The 15,923-nt window shown below is 67.5% G+C and carries 15 protein-coding genes; 12 read left to right on the top strand and 3 right to left on the bottom strand.

From position 1 onward, the window contains the following. The first annotated feature begins 29 nt into the window (after positions 1 to 29). Entirely contained in the window at positions 30 to 848 is an 819-nt protein-coding gene (locus tag KGR00_RS11630) for an HAD-IIB family hydrolase (protein WP_224418549.1), read from the top strand. Between the two features lies 1 nt (position 849). Here the strand turns inward: KGR00_RS11630 and KGR00_RS11625 are convergent, their stop codons facing one another. After that, positions 850 to 1,884 carry a LacI family DNA-binding transcriptional regulator gene (locus tag KGR00_RS11625; RefSeq protein ID WP_224418550.1) on the bottom strand — a complete coding sequence of 345 codons (1,035 nt, stop codon included), beginning with the start codon at positions 1,882 to 1,884 and terminating at the stop codon, positions 850 to 852. A 116-nt stretch (positions 1,885 to 2,000) separates the two neighbouring features. Here KGR00_RS11625 and ltnD point away from each other — a divergent pair, with 116 nt between their 5' ends. The 11 genes from ltnD (at position 2,001) to KGR00_RS11570 (ending at position 13,272) form a co-directional block, all read left to right on the top strand. Further along, a complete protein-coding gene (gene ltnD, locus KGR00_RS11620; RefSeq protein WP_224418551.1) occupies positions 2,001 to 2,936 on the top strand; it encodes an L-threonate dehydrogenase in 936 nt (311 codons plus the stop codon). Further along, on the top strand, positions 2,933 to 4,213 hold the full coding sequence (otnK, locus tag KGR00_RS11615; RefSeq protein WP_224418552.1) for a 3-oxo-tetronate kinase: 1,281 nt from the start codon (positions 2,933 to 2,935) through the stop codon (positions 4,211 to 4,213). Before ltnD ends, otnK begins: the two co-directional genes overlap by 4 nt. Beyond that, on the top strand, positions 4,210 to 4,857 hold the full coding sequence (gene otnC, locus KGR00_RS11610; protein WP_224418553.1) for a 3-oxo-tetronate 4-phosphate decarboxylase: 648 nt from the start codon (positions 4,210 to 4,212) through the stop codon (positions 4,855 to 4,857). Before otnK ends, otnC begins: the two co-directional genes overlap by 4 nt. 57 nt (positions 4,858 to 4,914) lie before the next feature. Continuing rightward, positions 4,915 to 5,727 (top strand): 2-oxo-tetronate isomerase, encoded by an 813-nt coding sequence (gene otnI / locus KGR00_RS11605; RefSeq protein WP_224418554.1) that lies wholly within the window; start codon positions 4,915 to 4,917, stop codon positions 5,725 to 5,727. Between the two features lie 39 nt (positions 5,728 to 5,766). Then, complete coding sequence (denD, locus tag KGR00_RS11600) at positions 5,767 to 6,735, top strand: D-erythronate dehydrogenase (protein ID WP_224418555.1); 969 nt, start codon at positions 5,767 to 5,769, stop codon at positions 6,733 to 6,735. An 82-nt stretch (positions 6,736 to 6,817) separates the two neighbouring features. Next, positions 6,818 to 7,828 (top strand): TRAP transporter substrate-binding protein, encoded by a 1,011-nt coding sequence (locus KGR00_RS11595; protein ID WP_224418556.1) that lies wholly within the window; start codon positions 6,818 to 6,820, stop codon positions 7,826 to 7,828. A 59-nt stretch (positions 7,829 to 7,887) separates the two neighbouring features. Then, positions 7,888 to 8,523: a TRAP transporter small permease gene (locus KGR00_RS11590; protein WP_224418557.1), complete on the top strand. Its 636-nt coding sequence runs from the start codon at positions 7,888 to 7,890 to the stop codon at positions 8,521 to 8,523. Then, positions 8,520 to 9,791: a TRAP transporter large permease gene (locus KGR00_RS11585; protein WP_224418558.1), complete on the top strand. Its 1,272-nt coding sequence runs from the start codon at positions 8,520 to 8,522 to the stop codon at positions 9,789 to 9,791. Before KGR00_RS11590 ends, KGR00_RS11585 begins: the two co-directional genes overlap by 4 nt. A gap of 16 nt (positions 9,792 to 9,807) precedes the next feature. After that, entirely contained in the window at positions 9,808 to 11,268 is a 1,461-nt protein-coding gene (locus KGR00_RS11580; RefSeq protein WP_224418559.1) for an aldehyde dehydrogenase family protein, read from the top strand. A gap of 10 nt (positions 11,269 to 11,278) precedes the next feature. Next, positions 11,279 to 12,394 carry a tartrate dehydrogenase gene (locus tag KGR00_RS11575; protein WP_224418560.1) on the top strand — a complete coding sequence of 372 codons (1,116 nt, stop codon included), beginning with the start codon at positions 11,279 to 11,281 and terminating at the stop codon, positions 12,392 to 12,394. Continuing rightward, the gene (locus tag KGR00_RS11570; protein ID WP_224418561.1) at positions 12,391 to 13,272 is read left to right on the top strand and encodes an NAD(P)-dependent oxidoreductase; all 882 of its coding nucleotides are present in this window, start codon (positions 12,391 to 12,393) and stop codon (positions 13,270 to 13,272) included. Before KGR00_RS11575 ends, KGR00_RS11570 begins: the two co-directional genes overlap by 4 nt. A 38-nt stretch (positions 13,273 to 13,310) precedes the next feature. Here the strand turns inward: KGR00_RS11570 and KGR00_RS11565 are convergent, their stop codons facing one another. Both KGR00_RS11565 and KGR00_RS11560 read right to left on the bottom strand, forming a co-directional pair. After that, positions 13,311 to 14,651 carry a four-carbon acid sugar kinase family protein gene (locus tag KGR00_RS11565; RefSeq protein WP_224418562.1) on the bottom strand — a complete coding sequence of 447 codons (1,341 nt, stop codon included), beginning with the start codon at positions 14,649 to 14,651 and terminating at the stop codon, positions 13,311 to 13,313. Beyond that, positions 14,648 to 15,910: a ribulose-bisphosphate carboxylase large subunit family protein gene (locus KGR00_RS11560; protein ID WP_224418563.1), complete on the bottom strand. Its 1,263-nt coding sequence runs from the start codon at positions 15,908 to 15,910 to the stop codon at positions 14,648 to 14,650. Before KGR00_RS11560 ends, KGR00_RS11565 begins: the two co-directional genes overlap by 4 nt. Positions 15,911 to 15,923: the final 13 nt, after the last annotated feature.

Below are 15,923 nucleotides of genomic sequence, written 5' to 3'. Positions count from 1 at the left end.
TCCACCCTGCCGACGAGGCGAGTTCCGACATGACCTATACGCCTGCCATGCCTCTGAGGCCCTTCGGCGATTGCCCGCCCGAGGTTCTCGGCGGCATTCGCTATCTGCTCACCGATATCGACGACACCCTCACCGAGGACGGCCGCCTGCACGCGGGAACGCTGGCGGCGCTGGAGCGGCTCGCCGAGGCCGGGATCTCGGTGATTCCGGTGACAGGCGGCTGTGCCGGCTGGTGCGACCATATCGCCCGCGCCTGGCCGGTGGCGGCGGTGATCGGCGAGAACGGCGCCTTCAGCTTCCGGCGCCAGGGGGGCCGGCTGATCACCGCCTGGTGGGACAACCCGGTGCGCATGCGGTCCCGCCAGCGTCATGTGCTCGGCGTGGCCCGGCAACTGCTGCTCAGCCATCCTGAAGTCGCGCTGGCCCAGGATCAGGACTACCGGCTGTGTGACGTGGCGATCGACCACGCCCAGGCCGTCGGCCCGCTCGACCATTATCAGATCGAGGCGATCATCGACGGTTTCCAGGCCACCGGCGTGCGCGCCAGGGCCAGCTCGATCCACATCAATGCCTGGCAGGGCGACTTCGACAAGGCGGGCATGGCGCTGCGCCTGCTCGGCGATACCTTCTCACTGACCCGGATGCAGCTCGAGCACCAGGTGATGGTCGTCGGCGACGCCCCCAACGACGCCCCGATGTTCGCCACCTTTCGCCATACCGTGGGTGTGGCCAACCTGTCTCCCTACCGCGAACGCATGGGCTGGAAACCGGCCTGGATCACCCGCGGTTCGCACGGCCGCGGGGTGGAGGAGATCGCCGAGGCACTGCTGGCGGCGCGGGGTGGGTGACTCAGGTGCTCTCACCGATAGACAGGGAGAAACCCACGTCATGCGTGACCGCGACCGGGTTCTTGCCTTCTATCCGGTCGATGATGTTACGGGCGGCGATGACACCCATTTCCTCACGTGGTGAAAATATCGTGGTCAGGATGGGGGAGATATGCTGGCCAATGGGCAGGCCGGAAAAGCCGCAGATGGCGATATCGTCGGGCACCCGAATTCCTGTGCGTGTGGCATGGAGAATGGCGCCGGACGCCATCATGTCATCGGCGAACTGGATCGCTTGTATGTCCGGATGAGCCTGCATGACGTGGTGCAAGGCCTCCCGACCGAGCTCAAGGGAACTCGGCTGATCCCACTCCACCATAAGCGCCGGTAGACCCTGCCGTTCGAGCAATTCTCGCTGACCCTCGAAACGCAGTCTGGCACGATAGTTTCCTTGCATTTGGGTGCCGGCATAGATGATGTGTCGGTTGCCTCTGTCCAGGAGATGCTGCGCCATGCAACGGCCGGCATCGTAGTGCGAAAGGCCAACGTTGAGGTCGACTCCCTGTCCGAGTTCCATGATCTCCATTACGGGTTTCCGGTAGCCCTTGAGCAGCTCGAGACAGGGCGGCGTATGGCGAAGCCCAGTCGTCACCAGAGCCGAGGAGGACCAGCCCATGAAGGTTCTCACCAGCTCGTATTCCCGCTGCATACTGTAGTCGGTGTTGCCCAGCAGGATCTGGTAGCCGTGTTTCTCGAAGGTGGTCTGCAGGCCATAGATCACCTCGTTGAAGACGATATTGGACAGCGAGGGAACAATGACGGCAATGAAGCGTGAATCCGCGGAAGCCAGGCTCCCGGCGAGCATGTTGCGCACATAGCCGACCCGCTCGATGGCGTCTTCGACCCGTTTGCGGGTCGACTCACGCACCGAGTCGGGGGCATTGACCACCCGCGAAACCGTGATCGAGGACACGCCGGCCTCGCGGGCGACATCGGCCAGCGTCGGCTTGTCGGTACCGCGGCGTCGACGTCTGTCCGACGAGGATTGGTTAGACATTAGTCGTCTCCCGGGGTCAAAGCGCTTGCGCGCTGGTCCAGTCTAATCTAGAAAAAATGTTAGCGCTAACATTGGTCATTCATTGCGTTCGACGACCCCTGGGAGGACCACGAAGGATGCAGCAGTGTACGAATTCGGCACCGGTGGGTGTGGTCGGCCTGGGGGCCATGGGATTGGGCATCGCGGTCACGCTACTCGACTCCGGTTTCTCGGTGATCGGCTGTGATATCGATGCTAACGCGCGCCGGACCTTCGAAGACAGCGGGGGCATCTGCGTCGCCACGCCGGCCGAACTGGCCGAGCGCTGTGAGATCGTACTGCTGGTGGTGATCAATGCCGAGCAGGTCGAGGCCGTGCTGTTCGGCGAAGCGGGGCTGATGGCCGTGCCGGGCCGCGTGGGCCTGGTGATCCAGTGCGCCACAGTGGCGCCGAGCTATGCCGAATCCCTGGGTGCCCGACTGGCCGAAGCGGGCCTGTTGGTGCTCGACGCGCCGATCAGCGGCGGGGCCACCAAGTCGCGCCAGGGCCGGCTGTCGGTGATGGCCTCGGGCAGCGCTGCTGCCTTCGAGCGCGCCGCGCCGGTACTGGACGCCATGGCCGAGACGGTGCATCGCCTCGGCGACGCCATGGGCATGGGCTCGCGGGTCAAGCTGATCAACCAGCTGCTGGCCGGCGTGCACATCGCCGCCGCCGCCGAGGCCATGGCGCTGGGCATCCGCATGGGCATCGATCCCCAGGCGCTCTACGGCGTGATCACCCGTTCGGCGGGCAACTCCTGGATGTTCGAGAATCGCGTGCCGCACATCCTCGCGGGCGACTACGCGCCGCGCTCCGCCGTGGACATTTTCGTCAAGGATCTCAACCTGGTGCACCAGGCGGGGCGCGAGTTGACGTTCCCCACGCCGCTGGCCGCCAGTGCCCTGCAGCAGTTCACCGCCGCCAGCGGCGCTGGCTACGGTCGTGAAGACGATGCGGCGGTGATCAAGGTCTACCAGCGTCTCGCGGGGCTCGATCTGCCGAAGGCCGCCAATGACGCGGAGGCGCCGTCATGAGCGTGGTGCTGGGCGCGATCGCCGACGACTTCACCGGGGCCAGCGACCTGGCCAACAACCTGGTCCGGGCCGGCATGCGCTGCGTGCAGACCATCGGCGTGCCGGATGCCTCGTTCGAAGTCGTCGACGTCGATGCCGTGGTGGTGGCCTTGAAGTCCCGTAGTTGCCCGGCGGACGAAGCCGTCGCGGCCTCCCTGACGGCGCTCGACTGGCTGCGTGGCCTGGGCGCGCGGCAGATCTTCTTCAAGTACTGCTCGACGTTCGATTCGACGCCGGCCGGCAACATCGGCCCGGTCGCCGATGCGCTGATCGAGCGTCTCGGTGCGGCGCAGACGGTCATGGTGCCGGCGTTTCCCGTCAACGGCCGCACGGTCTACCAGGGCCATCTGTTCGTCGGCGACCGTCTGCTCAACGACAGCGGCATGCAGCATCACCCGCTCAACCCCATGGCCGACGCCGACCTGGTCCGCGTGCTGGGCCGGCAGACGCCTCACCGCGTGGGGTTGCTCTCGCACGCCACGCTCGCCTGCGGTGCGGTGGCGGCCAGTGAACATCTGGCCGGATTGGCGGACGAGGGCGTGCGCCACGTGATCTGCGACACCCTCGACGAGCACGACCTGGACGTGCTGGCCGAGGCGTGTGCCGATCATGCCCTGGTGACCGGCGGCTCGGGACTGGGCCAGACCCTGCCCGAGGCCTACCGCCGGCGCGGCTGGCTGGCGCCGATCGACGATGCCGGGCGCCTCGCGCCCGCCGAGGGCGCGGCGCTGGTGCTCGCGGGCAGCTGCTCGCGGGCGACGCTGGCCCAGATCGCGCATTTTCGACGCGACCACGAGATTTTCGAACTCGATCCTCTGGCCCTGGCCGAGGGCGAGGAGACCCTCGAGGCGGCATGGGACTTCGCCCGGCGGCGCCTGAGTGACACCCGGCCCGTGATGATCGCCGCCTCGGCGGCGCCAGAACAGGTCAGCGCCGCCCAGCAGCGGCTCGGCGCGGCCCGGGCCGGTGAGCTGGTCGAACGGGCGCTGGCCGACCTGGCGCGGCGGCTGGTCGCCGACGGCGTGGGGCGGCTGGTCGTCGCCGGCGGCGAGAGCGCCGGGGCGGTGATTTCGGCGCTGGGCGTGGAGACGCTGCGTATCGGCGAGCAGATCGACTCCGGCGTGCCCTGGATGCAGACGTGCGTCGCCGGGCGCCAGGCGCCGCTCTCCGTGGCGCTCAAGTCCGGCAACTTCGGGGCCAACGACTTCTTCACGCGAGCCTTCGAGGTGCTGCCATGAGACGACACGACGAAAACCGTCTGCGCGAGCAGATCACCACACTGGGTCAGTCGCTGTTCGATCGCGGCCTGACCATGGGCGCGAGCGGCAACATCAGCGTGCGCACGGCCGACGGCGGCTGGCTGATGACACCCACCAACGCCTGCCTCGGCCGGCTCGATCCGGCGCGGCTCTCGCGGCTGGATAGCGAGGGCCGCTGTCTCGACGGCGACAAGCCGACCAAGGAAAGCTTCCTGCACATGGCGATGTACGCCGAGCGGCCGCAGTCCGAGGCGATCGTTCACCTGCACTCCACTCATTCGGTGGCGGTGTCCTGCCTGCCCGACATCGACCAGCACGACTGTATCCCGCCGCTGACCGCCTACTACGTGATGCGCGTCGGCCGGCTGCCGCTGGTGCCCTATCACATGCCCGGCGACGCCGCGCTGGGCGACGCGGTGAAGGGCCTGGCTGGGCGCCACAGCGCGGTGCTGCTGGCCAATCACGGCCCGGTGGTGGCGGGCAAGTCGCTGGAAGCGGCGGTGTACGCCACCGAAGAGCTCGAGGAAACCGCCAGGCTCTACCTGCTGCTGCGCGGGCACAATCCCCGTGCGCTGACCCCGGAGCAGGTCACCGCGCTCAAGGCGCGCTTTTCCCGGGACTGAGCCGGCCGAGCCTGGATACGAGAGCCACGAGAACAACGAGAGCCACGAGGAACCACCATGCTTCGCCTTGCCGCCAACCTCAGCATGCTGTTCACCGAGCGGGACTTTCTCGATCGCTTCGCGGCAGCCGCCGAGGCCGGCTTTTGCGGCGTCGAGTACCTCTTTCCCTATGCCTTCGAGCCGCGGGAACTGCGCCGGGCGCTCGACGACAACGGCCTGACGCAGGTGCTCTTCAACCTACCGCCGGGCGACTGGGACACGGGCGAGCGCGGCCTGGCCAGCCTGCCCGGGCGCGAGGCGGAGTTCCGCGACAGCGTGCACGAGGCGCTGCGCTACGCCGAGGCGCTGGACTGCCCGCGCCTGCACGCCATGGCCGGGGTGGTGCCGGCGGACGCCGACGCGGCGACCCGCGCGGCCCACCACGAGACGTATATCGCCAATCTGCGCCATGCCGCCGCCGAACTGGCCAAGGCGGGGCGCACCCTGCTCATCGAACCGATCAACGAGCACGACATGCCGGGCTTCTTCCTGAACCGTCAGGCCCAGGCCCGGGAGATTCTCGAAGCGGTCGGCGCCGATAACCTGCGCGTCCAGTTCGATCTCTATCACTGCCAGATGAGCGAGGGAAACCTGACCGCTGCGCTGGAGACCCAGTTTCCGCGGATCGGCCACGTGCAGGTCGCCGGGGTGCCCGGTCGCCACGAGCCGGATGTCGGCGAGATCCACTATCCGGCCCTGTTCGAACGGCTCGAGGCGCTGGGCTACGACGGCTGGATCGGCTGCGAGTACCGCCCGGCGGGCGAGACCCGTGCCGGGCTGGGCTGGGGTGCGGCCTACGGCCTGACCCCTGGCGCCCCGCGCGGCGACTGAGGTCACGACAACGACAACACGAGGAATCGAGGTAGCACGATGCACGTTCTGATCACCGGCGCCGCCGGCTTCCTGGGCCAACGCCTGAGCGCGGCCCTGCTCGAGCAGGGGAGCCTGAATGGCTGGCCCCTGACGCGTCTGACGCTCGTCGACCAGGTCGAACCGACCCCGCCGGCCCACGAGGGTGTGACGGTCGAGTGTCGGGCCCTGGATATCTCGCAACCCGGTGCGCTAGACGACGTGCTCGGCGAGGCGCCGGCGGTGATCTATCACCTGGCCGCGGTGGTCAGTTCAGCTGCCGAGGCGGACCTCGATCTGGGGATGCGGGTCAACTTCGAGGCCACTCGAGCCCTGCTGGAAGGCTGCCGGCGCGCCGGACTGTCGGCCACCCGGCTGATCATGGCCAGCTCGGTGGCGGTCTACGGTGGCGAACTGCCGACGGTGCTCGACGACATGACGGCGCTGACGCCGCAGAGCTCCTACGGCACGCAGAAGGCGATGTGCGAACTGCTGATCAACGACTACAGCCGTCGGGGGCTGGTCGACGGCTGCGTGCTGCGCCTGCCGACCATCGTCATCCGTCCCGGCCGGCCCAATGCTGCGGCGTCCAGCTTCGCCTCGAGCATCCTGCGTGAGCCGATCAACGGCGAAGAGGCGGTCTGTCCGGTGCCCACCGACCTGGAGCTGTTCGTGATGTCGCCGAAGCGGGTCGTCGACGCGCTGCTGCACGGCGCGACGCTCCCCGGCGAGGCGCTGGCGCCCTATCGGGCCTTCATGCTGCCGGGCATCACGGTCAGCGTCGCCGCGATGCTCGAGGTGCTGCGCGAGCGGGGCGGCGAGGCGGCGCTCTCGCGGGTACGCCACGAGCCCGACCCACGCATCGAGGCCATCGTCGCCAGCTGGCCGGCACGCTTCGACAACCGTCGCGCCGAGGCCCTGGGCTTTCGCGGCGACGCCGACTTCCAAGAGATCGTCGAGAGCTATCTCGCCGATCGTTCCGCGTCCTGACGGGGGGATTGGCCCCCGGTGACGACGCCTTCACGTCCCGGCCCTGTCGGGGCCATCAACGCCGCAACACGAGGAAATAACAATGACAGTTCTTCGCGCACGCCATTCGATCACCGGGGCACTGGTCTGTGCCACGTCACTGGCGCTATCCGCCTTCAGTCTCGATGCCGTCGCTCAGACGATCACCATTGGCCATACCACCTCCGATAGTTCGCACTATTCCAAGGGTGTCGATGCCTTCAAGGCGACCCTGGAAAAGCTCAGCGACGGCAAGTTTACCGTCAACGAGCAACCCGCCGGCGCCCTGGGTGGGGAGCGCTCGATGATCGAGGGGCTGCAGATCGGCACCATCGATGGGGTCATCACCTCGACCGGCCCCCTGGGCAATTTCGTCCCGGAGACCTATGTGCTGGATCTGCCGTTCCTGTTCGATGACTACGAGCAGGCGCGCTGCGTGCTGGATGGTCCGATCGGCCAGGAACTGCTCGACAAGATCGGCCAGAACAACCTGGTGGGCCTGGCCTGGACCGAGAACGGCTTTCGCCACATGACCAACAGCCAGCGCGACATCAGGACCCCGGAGGATGTGGCCGGGCTCAAGATCCGCACCATGGAGAACAAGGTGCACATGGCGGCCTTCAAGGCCATGGGGGCGCATCCCACGCCGATGGCTTTCCCGGAGCTGTTTACCGCGCTGCAGCAGGGCACCGTCGACGGCCAGGAAAACCCCATTTCGGTGATCCTGACCAGCAATCTCTGGGAGGTGCAGGATCACCTGTCGCTGACCGGCCACGTCTATTCCCCGGCGGTGATGCTGGCCTCGCCGGTACTCTGGGACGGGCTTTCCGACGAGGAGAAGGGCTGGTTCCGCGAGGCTGCCAAGGCCGGGACCCAGGCGACCCGTGCCGAGGTGTCGCGCCTCGAGACCGAGGGGGTCAAGGAGCTCGAGGATCACGGCATGAAGGTGGTCCGCGATATCGACAAGGAACCGTTCCGCAAGGCCGTTCAGCCCGCCTACAAGATCTACACCGACGAGTACGGCAGCGAGATGCTCGACCGCATTCGCAACAGTGAGTGCCTGGCCGATCGCTGAGCGTATCCGTAACCTTTGCCACCCCCGGCATCGGGGGTGGCTCACGCGAGGTGACCGCCATGCTGGAACTGTTCCTGCGCTTCGAACGCTTAACATCGCGTGTCGCGCTGGGCGCGGCCGTGCTGATGCTCATCGTCTCGGTGAGTCTGGGCTTTTATCAGGTGCTGACGCGATTCATCTTCGATGCCCCGTCGACCTGGTCCGAGGTCATGTCGCGCTCAACGATGATCTGGTGCGTCTTCCTGGCCGCCGCCGCGAGCTTCCGGGGCGGCTACATGATGGCCGTCGAGGTCGTCTACAAGCTCGTCCCCGCCAGGGGACTGGTGTGGCTCGAAGGCCTGATCGCGCTGTGCTGCGTCATGGTGCTGGCGATCCTGCTGTATTTCGGCATCCAACTGACCGACCGGGTCAGTTCGCAGATGCTCTCGGGCATGGACATCTCCATCGCCTGGGCCTATGCCGCCATCCCGACCGGCGCCGCCTTCGCGATCCTGGCGGTGCTGGCCCGTATCGCTGCGCAGATGACGCGGCGTGAACCCATCGGCCCTGCCGTGGCCGAAAATCCGCCGGTCGAGGAGCATTCCCCCAAGGCGTCCTCCCGACAGGCCGCGACGCCGGATGCGGTCGGGGATGCCGACCGCCCCTCGGAGGCCCACCCGGTACACGCCGAACTCGGCGGGGGGAAACACTCATGAACCTGACCATCGGGCTCTCGCTGCTCATTCTCTTCGGCCTGGGCGTGCCGATCGCCGTCTCGATCCTGCTGGCCTCGGTCATCGGCATCGAATTCTTCTCCCGATTGCCATTGTTGATGGTGCCGCAGCAGATGTTCGTCGGCATCGACAAGTTTCCGCTGATGGCGATTCCATTCTTCATCCTTGCCGGCAACCTGATGGCCGCCGGGGGCATCTCGCAACGCCTCGTCGATCTTGCCAAGTCGCTGGTGGGCGGTGTCCAGGGCGGGCTGGCGATGACCTGCGTGGTGACCTGCATGCTGTTCGCCGCGGTCTCGGGTTCCAGCGTGGCGACCACCTTCGCGATCGGCGCGATACTGATCCCGGCGATGGTCAAGCATGGCTACCCGCGTCCGCTGGCGGCGTCGATCCAGGCCTCGTCGGCCGAGCTGGGTGTGCTGATCCCGCCGTCGATCCCGCTGATCCTCTATGGCGTCAGCACCGATACCTCGATCGGCAAGCTGTTCATTGCCGGCATCGGCCCGGGGCTGTTGGTCGGCGGCTCGCTGCTGGTCTTCCTGTACCTGTTCTGCAAGCTGCGCGGTTATGGCGTTCGCGATCGCGAGGATCGCTACAGCCTGCGCGATGCGCTGCGACGTTCCTGGGCGGCGCTGTTGATGCCGGTGGTGGTGATCGGCGGCATCTACGGCGGCGTCTTCACCCCCACCGAGGCTTCGGCCGTCGCGGTGTTCTACGCCCTGGCGGTGGGCTTCGGCTTCCGCGAACTCGACAAGGCGTCGCTGTGGCCGATCCTGCGCGAGAGCGTCATCTCCACGGCGACGGTGATGCTGATCATCGCCGCGGCGGCGCTGTTCAGCTTCCTGATCAGCCGCTCGGGGCTGCCGACCCAGGTCGCCGGCTGGGTGACCCGGGTCTTCGACAGCCCGATCTCGTTCCTGCTCGCGGTCAACGTGATGCTGCTGGTGGTGGGCATGTTCGTCGAGACCTCGGCGGCCATTCTGGTGCTGGCGCCGATCTTCACGCCGATCGCCGTGCAGTACGGCATCGATCCGGTGCATTTCGGGCTGATCATTGTCGTCAACCTGGCGCTGGGCATGTTCACGCCGCCGCTGGGCGTCAACCTGTTCGCCGCCTGTGCGGTGGCCAGACTGTCAATCGACCAGTTGCTGCCCTGGCTGTTGCGCTTCGTGCTGGTGGTACTGGCCTGCCTGCTGGCGATCACCTATCTGCCCTGGATCTCGCTGGGCCTGGTCGATCTTCTTTACTGAGCGAGGAAAACAACCCATGCATGAGCTACCCGAAATGCCACCGCGCGCGGCTCTGATCGCCGGCGAATGGATAACGACACCCCACACGCTGCGTGTGGAAGCGCCGGCCACCGGCGAGTCACTCACCGAGATCGCTCGCAGCGAGGCCACGCATGTCGAGGAAGCGGTAACGGCCGCGCGGCGCGCCTTCGAGGGCGAACTGGGCGACTGGCACTGCTGGTCGGCCCGCCAACGCGGCGAATGGCTTTATGCCTTCGCCGCCGCCATCGACGCCGACGACAAAGCACTCGCTGCGCTGGAGTGTGCCGATACCGGCAAGCCGGCCAGCCAGGCCAGGGGCGACATCGCCGTCTGTGCGCGCTACTTCCGCTTCTATGCCGGCGCGGCCGACAAGCTCCACGGCGAGACGATCCCCTTCGAGAACGACTTCGCGGTGATGACCCTGCGCGAGCCGTTCGGGGTCTGTGCGCAGATCATTCCCTGGAACTATCCGTCGCAGATCTTCGGGCGCTGCGTGGCCGCCGCCCTAGCCGCCGGCAACACGGTGGTGCTCAAGCCCGCCGAGGACGCCTGCCTGAGCGTACTGCGCCTGGCGCAGATCGCCACGCGCTGCGGCCTGCCGCCCGGCGTGCTCAATGTGATTCCCGGCCTGGGCCGCGAGGCGGGAGCGGCGCTGTCGGCGCATAGCGGGATCGATCACCTCTCGTTCACCGGCTCGCCGGCCACCGGCACGCTGGTTACCCAGGCGGCGGCGGCCAATCACGTGCCGGTGACCATGGAACTGGGCGGCAAGTCGCCGCAAGTGGTGTTCGCCGATGCCGATCTTGACGCCGCGCTGGGTGCAGTGGTGCGCGGCATCATCCAGAACGCCGGGCAGACCTGCTCGGCGGGCAGCCGGCTGCTGGTCGAGTCGCGCTGCTACGACGCGGTGGTCTCGCGTCTGGCCGAACGCTTCTCGGCGCTGCGTTGCGATGCCGGCGAGAAGGATCCGGATTGCGGGCCGCTGATCAACGCCCGCCAGCGCGAGACACTCGAGGCGCGGCTCGCCGCGGCTCGGGGCGACGGTATCCGCGTCGCGGCCGCCGGGCAGTTGGCCGATGGCGCGCCATCCGGCGGCCACTTCGTGGTGCCGCAGATGCTCCTCGACATTCCCGAGGACCACGACGTGGTCCGCGAGGAACTGTTCGGCCCGGTGCTGGCGGTTCAGCGTTTCGCGGATGAAGACGACGCGGTGCGATTGGCCAATGCCACTGACTTCGGGTTGTGCGCCGGCGTCTGGACCCGCGACGGCGGGCGTCAGCTGCGCCTGGCCAAGCGCATTCGCAGCGGCCAGGTGTTCATCAACAACTATGGCGCCGCGGGGGGCATCGAGCTGCCGTTCGGCGGCATGGGACGCTCGGGGCACGGCCGCGAGAAGGGCTTCGAAGGGCTGAAGAGTTATACCCAGATCAAGACTGTCGCCATCAAGCACGACTGAGGATACGACGATGACCTACAAGATTGCGGTATTGCCGGGTGACGGCATCGGCCTCGAGGTCGTGCCGGAGGGACTGCGCGTCCTGGAGGCGGCGGCGAAGCGCTTCGGCCTGTCGCTGGCGTTCGAGTCGTTCGACTTCGCCAGCTGCGCCTACTACATGAAGCATGGCGACATGCTGCCGGCCGACTGGTACGAGACCCTGACCCGCTTCGACGCCATCTTCTTCGGCGCGGTGGGCTGGCCGGACACCGTGCCCGACCACGTCTCGGCCTGGGGCTCGCTGCTCAAGTTCCGGCGCGCCTTCGACCAGTACGTCAACCTGCGCCCGTGCCGGTTGATGCCGGGCATCGAAAGCCCGCTCAAGGGCCGCGAACCGGGCGACATCGATTTCCTGGTGGTCCGCGAGAACACCGAGGGCGAGTACTCGCGCCTCGGCGGTCGCGTCTTCGAGGGCACCGACCGCGAGGTGGTGCTGCAGGAGACCCTGATGACCCGCACCGGGGTCGACCGGGTGCTCAAGTACGCCTTCGAGCTGGCGGCCACCCGCCCCCGTAAGAAGCTGACCTCGGCGACCAAGTCCAACGGCCTGTCGATCTCGATGCCCTACTGGAACGAGCGCGTGGCGGCGATGAAGGCGAACTATCCCGACGTCGACGTCGACCAGTTCCATATCGATATCCTCACCGCCAACTTCGTGCTGCATCCCGACTGGTTCGATGTGGTGGTGGCCAGCAACCTGTTCGGCGATATCCTCTCCGACCTGGGGCCGGCATGCACAGGCACCATCGGCATCGCGCCCTCCGGCAACATCAACCCCACTCGGGACTATCCCAGTCTGTTCGAGCCGGTCCACGGCAGCGCGCCGGACATCGCCGGCAAGGGCATCGCCAACCCCATCGGCCAGATCTGGTGCGGGGCGATGATGCTCGAGCATCTGGGCGAGATCGAGGCCGGCAAGGCCATCGTCGGCGCCATCGAAGCGGTCATGGAACGCAGCGACCCTAGCGTGATCACGCCGGACCTGAAGGGCAGCGGCACCACAGAGACGCTGGGGGGCGCCATCGCCGACGCGCTGACCGCGGGCGATGCACAACCCCAGCCAGCCATGAAGGAGCAACGGGCATGAACAAACTCTATCGTGTCGGCATGGTGGGCATCGGACTGATGGGCCATGGCATCGCCACCAGCCTGTTGCGCCATGGCCATTCCCTCTGCTTTCTCGATCACCCCGGCAACCAGCCGGTCGACGATCTGCTCGGCAAGGGGGCGGTGATCAAGCGCAGCGCCCGCGAGGTTGCCGGGTCGTCCGAGGTGGTGATCCTGTGCGTCACCGGTACGCCCCAGGTGGAAAGCGTGTTGTTCGAGCCGGGCGGGGTTCTCGAGGGGCTGGCTGATGGCACCATCGTCATCGACTGTTCCACGGCGATTCCCCGGTCCACCATCGCCATCGCCGAGCGGGTCGCCGCAGGCGGTGGCCGATTCCTCGATGCGGCGATGACACGGACCCCCAAGGAGGCCGCCGAAGGGCGGCTGAACCTGATCGTCGGTTCGCCGGACGAGCTGTTCCGCGACATTCGCCCGCTGCTCGAAAGCTTTGCCGAGCACATCACCCACGGTGGGCCGGTGGGCTCGGGCCACAAGCTCAAGCTGCTGCACAACTACGTGTCGCTGGGCTTCACCGCGGTGCTGGCCGAGGCCACGGCGGCATCACGACACGCCGGGATCGCCGATGATGTCCTCCTCGAAGTGCTGGGCAACGGCGGCGGCGGCGGCGTGGTGCTTGAGCGCCTGCGGCCGTTCATCGCCGCCGACGACCCGTCGGGCTTCCGCTTCAGCCTCGCCAACACCCTCAAGGACATCGGTTACTACAATGCCATGGCCGAGGATGCGAAGGCACCGCACAGCGTTGCCGGGGCCATCGAGACGCTCTATCGCGAGGTCAACGACCAGGGCCATGGCGATCGCCTGGCGCCGGAGCTGATTCGTATCCTGGAAAAAATGTAAGGGAGTAATTGTCGAGACGCCGGCCTGGCGTCTCGGGACTAACCCCTGTCAGTGCTACCATCGCGAATGGTGGCGAAATAGCGGTCGCTGCCGATCTGGCCGCCCTTGAAGGCGATCTCCAGGCCATCGAAGCGCGCATCATCGCTGTAGGCCGTGCACAGCGGCGAACCGGGGCTCTCCGGCAACGGCAGGCGGGTAGTCAGGGCATGAATACCCAACTGATACAGGGCATGGCTTGAGGTATCTCCGCCGGCGACCACGACACGTGTCAGGCCTTCGGCAATGACCAGTTCACGCAGGATCTCGCCCAGGTGTCGACCGGTGCCATGGCGGGCTTGCTCGGTATTCAAGGCCGGATCGGCGGTGTCGGGGCCCAGCGCGGTATGCAGGATCACGCTGTCGCCGGTGCGCAGGGCGGCGAGACCCTGCTGGATTGCCTCGTCGCGTGCGGTCACGGCGTCTGCCGGATCGGCCAGCCGGGTGGCGTCCACGGCGATGGTCCGGAAACCGTGGTCATTCGCCCAGCGGATCTGACGGGCGGTGGTCGCCGAGCAGCTGCCCGAGACCACGGCGATGCGCTCGGCGGCGCCGGGAGCGGCGAAGCTTGGCGGGGCGTCGATCAGGCCGAGGCGCCGCCATTCGCCGAGCAGGGCGTATTCGACCCCCGAGGAGCCCACCACATACCCACCAACGGACGGTCGCGTGCGCCACAGCTGGCGCCCGACGCTGGCCTGGGTGGCCGCGTCGATGACGTCATAGAGCAGCGCCTGATGCCGGCCTAGGTGAGCATCGACCCGGGCGTCGACATCGTCGGCGGCCAGCGTGGCCAGATCCACCAGGCCGATGTCCAGCGACGTCTGTGCGGTCAGATGGCGGCGCAGGTCGGCCTCGCGCATCGGCGTCACCGGATGGCGCGACATCACCGGATGTCGATCGATACGGTAGACGTCGTCCCGATAGGCCGCGAACAGCTGGCCGAAGGCGGTGTAACGACGCATCTGCGGCACGCCGACCACGAGCGGCACGCACGACTGGTCGAACAACTCGCGGCCGATCTCCAGCGCGCAGCCGATGCTGCCGGTGTCGGGGGCGCTGTCGAAGGTCGAGCAGATCTTGTAGTGGCAGAGTGCGGCGCCGCGCTCGCGCAGCCAGGCCAGCGCCGGTATCAGGTGCTCGCGCATCCAGGCCGGCGATTCGCTGCGGCTGGTGCCGGCCAGGCCGATCGCCCGGCAGTCGGCGAAGCGCGCCAGCTGAGCGGCATCGGGCCGGGTCGTGAACAGCACGGTCGGCACGCCCTGGCTGCTCAGGGCCTCCAGCACGTCGGTCGAGCCGGTCAGGTCGTCGCCGTAATAGGTGATCAGCGTCTCGCTCGCGGTCATCGGAACGCCTCCAGGGCCTGGGCGAGTTCACGGTGGTCCCGGGCGTAGTCGGCCAGCGCCTCGCCCTGGACGGCGGCTTCCCAGGCCTGGCGCAGGCTCCTCACCCCGCTGGCGATGCCGCCGGGATGGGCCATGATGCCGCCGCCGGCGCAGACGATCAGGTTGCTGCTGCCGAGTGCCCGGTAGGTGTCCACCGCCTGTCGCGCCGTCTGGCCCGAGGAGAACACCGGCATCACCTCGCAACCCGCGGTGGGCGGCTCGAACATCGGCGTCAGGCAGGTGCGCGCGCTTTCGATCACGCTGGCGTCCTCCTCGCTGAACTTGTTGCCCAGGCCGTTGACGTGAATGTGGTCGACGCCGGCCAGCCGCCATAGCTTCTGGTAGGCGATGAAGCTCATGCCGAGGTGTGGCGAACGGCTGTACAGACCCCAGCCGGCGCGGTGTCCGTGCAGCGCGAGCCGACAGTGGCGGCGCAGGTGGGTGACGCCGGCCAGCCCCACGCTGTTGACCGCGACCATCGCGCAGGTGCCGCCGGCCGCGGCCACGTAGTCGTGATGGCCGAGCATCTCGTCGATGTCCCCGGTGATGTTGAAGGCGTACATGACCTTGCGGCCGGTGCGCTCGGCGTGAGCGTTGATCACCGGCATCACCGCGTCGACCCGGGCCTTGAGCGGGTTGTGCGGGCCGTTGGCCTGGAGTTCGTCATCCTTGATGAAGTCGATCCCGCCTTCGACGAGCTGCTCGACGACCTCGGCGGTCTGGGCCGGCGACAGCCCCACGCTGGGCTTGATGATGGTGCCGATCAGCGGCCCTCGCTCGAGACCAGCGAGGGCACGGGTACCCTGGATGCCGAACTGCGGCCCCGGATAGGCCCCGGCGAAGCGCTCCGGCAGCGTCAGGTCGAGCAGCTTGAGGGCCGAGAACTCCTTGAGCTCGAAGAGATTGCCGGCCACGGTGGAGAGCAGGTTGGGCAGTGACGGGCCGAGGTTGGCGAGTGGCCAGGACAGCGTGACGTGGGCGCGCCGGTAGCGCGGCATGTCACTGCCCGGCATCGTGCGTGTCGGCAGGGAGGGCGTCGCGACGACCTCGAGCGGCTCGATGTGCTCGACGATGGCGCCGTGATTGGCGCGCAGGTCGTCGGTCTCGCTGGCCAGTCGGGTGAAGGTCCCCGACGATTGCTCGCCGGCCATCACCTCGGCCGCCTGCTCGACCGGGTAGGGCGTCTCGATCAGATAGTGGGCAAAGATTCGTGTGCTCATGAGGTCGCTCCGG

Origin of the sequence: Modicisalibacter sp. MOD 31.J (assembly GCF_020147985.1) — a bacterium.
Taxonomy (GTDB): domain Bacteria; phylum Pseudomonadota; class Gammaproteobacteria; order Pseudomonadales; family Halomonadaceae; genus Modicisalibacter; species Modicisalibacter coralii.
The sequence above is the reverse complement of the archived record's forward strand: the minus strand, read 5'-3'. Positions and strand labels throughout refer to the sequence as shown.

Coding starts and splice junctions, on each gene's coding strand:
- KGR00_RS11630 (WP_224418549.1), top strand. CDS start 30: ATGACCTATACGCCTGCCATGCCTCTGAGGCCCTTCGGCGATTGCCCG.
- KGR00_RS11625 (WP_224418550.1), bottom strand. CDS start 1,884: ATGTCTAACCAATCCTCGTCGGACAGACGTCGACGCCGCGGTACCGAC.
- ltnD (WP_224418551.1), top strand. CDS start 2,001: ATGCAGCAGTGTACGAATTCGGCACCGGTGGGTGTGGTCGGCCTGGGG.
- otnK (WP_224418552.1), top strand. CDS start 2,933: ATGAGCGTGGTGCTGGGCGCGATCGCCGACGACTTCACCGGGGCCAGC.
- otnC (WP_224418553.1), top strand. CDS start 4,210: ATGAGACGACACGACGAAAACCGTCTGCGCGAGCAGATCACCACACTG.
- otnI (WP_224418554.1), top strand. CDS start 4,915: ATGCTTCGCCTTGCCGCCAACCTCAGCATGCTGTTCACCGAGCGGGAC.
- denD (WP_224418555.1), top strand. CDS start 5,767: ATGCACGTTCTGATCACCGGCGCCGCCGGCTTCCTGGGCCAACGCCTG.
- KGR00_RS11595 (WP_224418556.1), top strand. CDS start 6,818: ATGACAGTTCTTCGCGCACGCCATTCGATCACCGGGGCACTGGTCTGT.
- KGR00_RS11590 (WP_224418557.1), top strand. CDS start 7,888: ATGCTGGAACTGTTCCTGCGCTTCGAACGCTTAACATCGCGTGTCGCG.
- KGR00_RS11585 (WP_224418558.1), top strand. CDS start 8,520: ATGAACCTGACCATCGGGCTCTCGCTGCTCATTCTCTTCGGCCTGGGC.
- KGR00_RS11580 (WP_224418559.1), top strand. CDS start 9,808: ATGCATGAGCTACCCGAAATGCCACCGCGCGCGGCTCTGATCGCCGGC.
- KGR00_RS11575 (WP_224418560.1), top strand. CDS start 11,279: ATGACCTACAAGATTGCGGTATTGCCGGGTGACGGCATCGGCCTCGAG.
- KGR00_RS11570 (WP_224418561.1), top strand. CDS start 12,391: ATGAACAAACTCTATCGTGTCGGCATGGTGGGCATCGGACTGATGGGC.
- KGR00_RS11565 (WP_224418562.1), bottom strand. CDS start 14,651: ATGACCGCGAGCGAGACGCTGATCACCTATTACGGCGACGACCTGACC.
- KGR00_RS11560 (WP_224418563.1), bottom strand. CDS start 15,910: ATGAGCACACGAATCTTTGCCCACTATCTGATCGAGACGCCCTACCCG.